The sequence below is a fragment of the Achromobacter sp. genome (assembly GCF_036567245.1).
Taxonomy (GTDB): domain Bacteria; phylum Pseudomonadota; class Gammaproteobacteria; order Burkholderiales; family Burkholderiaceae_B; genus Achromobacter.
On record NZ_DATCUY010000154.1, the window covers coordinates 1 to 2,998 of the forward strand.

Sequence of the window (2,998 nt, forward strand, 5' to 3'; positions counted from 1 at the left end):
CGATGACCACCAGAGCCAGGACCGTCTGCGCGACAGCCCAGGACATGGCCGGATCTTCATCGCGGGGACGCAGTTTCAGCGGCTCCAGATCCTCGGCATCCAGGCTCGCCTCGTCGCGGCTGAGTTCGCGCTTGACGTAGAGGCCGTAGGTCGCCAGGAACAGGATGCCCAGCCAGGGCTTCCAGGCGAACGCGAGCAGGCCCAGGCCCACCTTGAAGATGAAGATGCCCATGAACCAGGCCTGGTCGCGGGCCAGCCGGCGCTGGTCCGCGTTGATACAGTCCGCCTGCGTGGCCCGTCCGCGGCGCGCGCGCCACAGGGCCAGGCCGACCACCGCATAGGCCAGCGTCGCCAGCACCAGCGGCCCGCCCATGGCCGCGCCGACGCCGATGTCTTTTTGCTCGGGAGTTTCGCCGAAGACCACGGCCATGAAGGTGACGGCGCTTTCCGGCAAGGCGGTGCCAAACGCAGCAAGCACAGTGCCGGTGGCGGTGGCTCCCAGTTGAAAGCGATGGCCGACCCATTCGACGCCGTTCACGAAGTATTCGCAGGCGAAATAGATCACTGCCGCTGACAGGAAAAACAGGAACAGGGTGAGAAACATATAGGCGAGCCGGACGAGCAGAAACCAATTGGCGCGACGTCGCGGCTCGCCCGGCTGGGGTGAACGCAACGCGGCCAAAGGTCTCGCCTGGCTGGTCCATGCGGCGGGCTTGCCGACGTGCATGGATACCGCTACTAGCGCCATGGAGTTCTAGCGGCTGCTGCGCAGCGCTGAACCACCAAGTCTGTTGACGCTAGCTCCTTTGTGGGGACAAAGGATGGCTACTCCCCAATGACAGAGCGGCGATTGTAGCAGCTTGCCCCGCGTGGTCCAGCGAATTCCTCGCAGCCTGCATGGGCTGTCGGATCCGGGGGATGGCGGGTAAAGTAAACGGCATCCTCACCTTGCCGGGGTTCGCGCCCCTGTCCGCCATGAGCCTGCCTCCCGACGACATCGCCCCTTACGCCGCACGGCGCCAACGCCTGATGGAGCAGATGCGCGCCGACGGCGGCGGCATCGCCATACTGGCGACCGCCCCGGAGGCCGCGCGCAACCGCGACGCGGAGTATCCCTACCGGCACGACAGCGATTTTTTCTACCTGACCGGGTTCACCGAACCCGGCGCCTGGCTGGTGCTGAGCGCGGGCGTGACCGACCGCGCCGTACTGTTCTGCCGCCCGCGTCACATCGAACACGAGATCTGGGAAGGCAAGCGTTTCGGCCCCGAAGCGGCGGCGGCGCATTTCGGCTTTGACGACGCGCATCCGCTCGACGCGCTGGACGAGCTGATGCCCGCGCTGCTGCAGGACCACGCCACCCTGTACGCGCCCTTGGCGGGCGACAAGCGCAGCGACGGCCGCCTGCACCGCTGGCTGGCCGCGGCGCGCGAAGCCAGCCGTGGCGGCCATGCCCCGCCCTCCCGCCAGCAGGACATCCGTTTCCTGCTGGCCGAGATGCGGCTGTTCAAGGACGCCACTGAAATAGCGGCAATGCGGCGCGCGGCCAAGATTTCCGCCGGCGCCCATGTGCGCGCCATGCGCGTCGCCCGTCCCGGCATGCGGGAGTATGAGATCGAAGCCGAACTGCTGTACGAATTCCGCCGCCATGGCGCGCAATCAGTGGCCTACAACAGCATCGTGGCCGCGGGCGCCAACGCCTGCGTGCTGCATTACCCGGCCGGCGAGGCGGTGCTGCGCGACGGCGATCTGGTGCTGATCGACGCAGGCTGCGAGGTCGACAGCTACGCCAGCGACATCACCCGGACCTTTCCCGTGAACGGCCGCTACAGCGGTCCGCAACGCGCGCTGTACGACCTGACGGTGGCCGCGCAGGATGCCGCCGCCCAGGCCACGGCGCCCGGCCGCAGCTTCAACGACGGCCACCAGGCCGCCCTGCGCGTGCTGGCGCAAGGCATGCTGGACCTGAAGCTCTTGAAGGGTTCCCTGGACGGCGTACTCGAATCCGGCGACTACAGCCGCTTCTACATGCACCGCACCGGCCACTGGCTGGGCCTGGACGTGCACGACGTGGGCGACTACCGCCAGCCCGGTCCGGCCCATGGCGCCGAGCGGCCCTGGCGCAAGCTGGAAGCCGGCATGATGCTGACGATCGAGCCCGGCATCTACGTGCGGCCCGCCGACGACGTGCCCGAGGCCTACTGGAACATCGGCATCCGCACCGAGGACGATGCGCTGGTCACCGACGAAGGCTGTGAACTCATCACCCGCGGCGTGCCGGTGCAGGCCGGCGAGATCGAAGCGCTGATGCGCGAATAGGCCGACAACACGCCAGACCCGCGCTAGAAGACATAGCCGTCCAGCCAGCCCATGGCGATCCAGGTGTAGACCACCACCATGGCGATGGCGAACATGGAGACGATGGCGCCGACCAGGCAGGCCAGGATGGCGACCAGCACCGGCCCCCAGCCGGTCCGGGTCGGCCGGCCCAGGCCCTCGTTATAGAGGCGGTCGAATTTCTCGTCCGGCATCAACGAGAACACCGCGCTCTCGATGAACCCGTCGACCATGGGAATGAATACCAGGAAGAAGGCGGGGTTGTCGTACCAGACGGGATAGAAGCTGAACGCGCAGAACAGGCTGACCAAGGTGTACGCGGTCACCAGCCAGGCGTGGCGACGTCCCAGATACCACCAATGCGCCCCCACCGCCCCGAACAGGCAGGCCAGCAGTCCGACCGTGACCTTGCCGCGCGGACGGCGGGCGGTAGCGGTGGACAAGGGGGATGAGGCCTGGAGCTGCGTCATGTCGATCGACCGGAAAGAGAACCACGGCGCCAAGACGCGCCGGCTGCTGCGGATTGTAGTGGACGGTTAAAATCCGGACATGACTTCATCCGCCTTCGACATTGCGATTCTTGGCGCGGGCCCGGTGGGCCGCGTGCTGGCCCTGATGCTGGCCCGCGTGGCGCCGGACCCCGCGCGCATCGCGCTGCTTG

Annotated in this window: 3 protein-coding genes and 1 riboswitch; of the genes, 1 reads left to right on the plus strand and 2 read right to left on the minus strand. The window is 67.4% G+C overall.

Annotated features, from left to right (window positions below):
- A partial coding sequence (locus tag VIR09_RS06790) for a sodium:calcium antiporter (protein ID WP_414639395.1) occupies positions 1 to 604 on the minus strand: 604 nt, incomplete at its 3' end.
- 52 nt (positions 605 to 656) lie between these two features.
- Positions 657 to 847: riboswitch (yybP-ykoY riboswitch) on the minus strand.
- 128 nt (positions 848 to 975) lie between these two features.
- Between VIR09_RS06790 and VIR09_RS06795 the strand changes: the two genes are divergently transcribed.
- Positions 976 to 2,319, plus strand: coding sequence for an aminopeptidase P N-terminal domain-containing protein (locus tag VIR09_RS06795; protein WP_332012182.1), 1,344 nt, complete (start codon positions 976 to 978; stop codon positions 2,317 to 2,319).
- Between the two features lie 23 nt (positions 2,320 to 2,342).
- Here VIR09_RS06795 and VIR09_RS06800 read toward each other — a convergent pair whose 3' ends face one another.
- Positions 2,343 to 2,807 (minus strand): hypothetical protein, encoded by a 465-nt coding sequence (locus VIR09_RS06800; RefSeq protein WP_332012181.1) that lies wholly within the window; start codon positions 2,805 to 2,807, stop codon positions 2,343 to 2,345.
- Between the last annotated feature and the right edge of the window lie 191 nt (positions 2,808 to 2,998).

Bases quoted from the DNA above. Each gene is read 5' to 3' on its own strand.
- VIR09_RS06795 (WP_332012182.1), top strand. From the start codon at position 976: ATGAGCCTGCCTCCCGACGACATCGCCCCTTACGCCGCACGGCGCCAA.
- VIR09_RS06800 (WP_332012181.1), bottom strand. From the start codon at position 2,807: ATGACGCAGCTCCAGGCCTCATCCCCCTTGTCCACCGCTACCGCCCGC.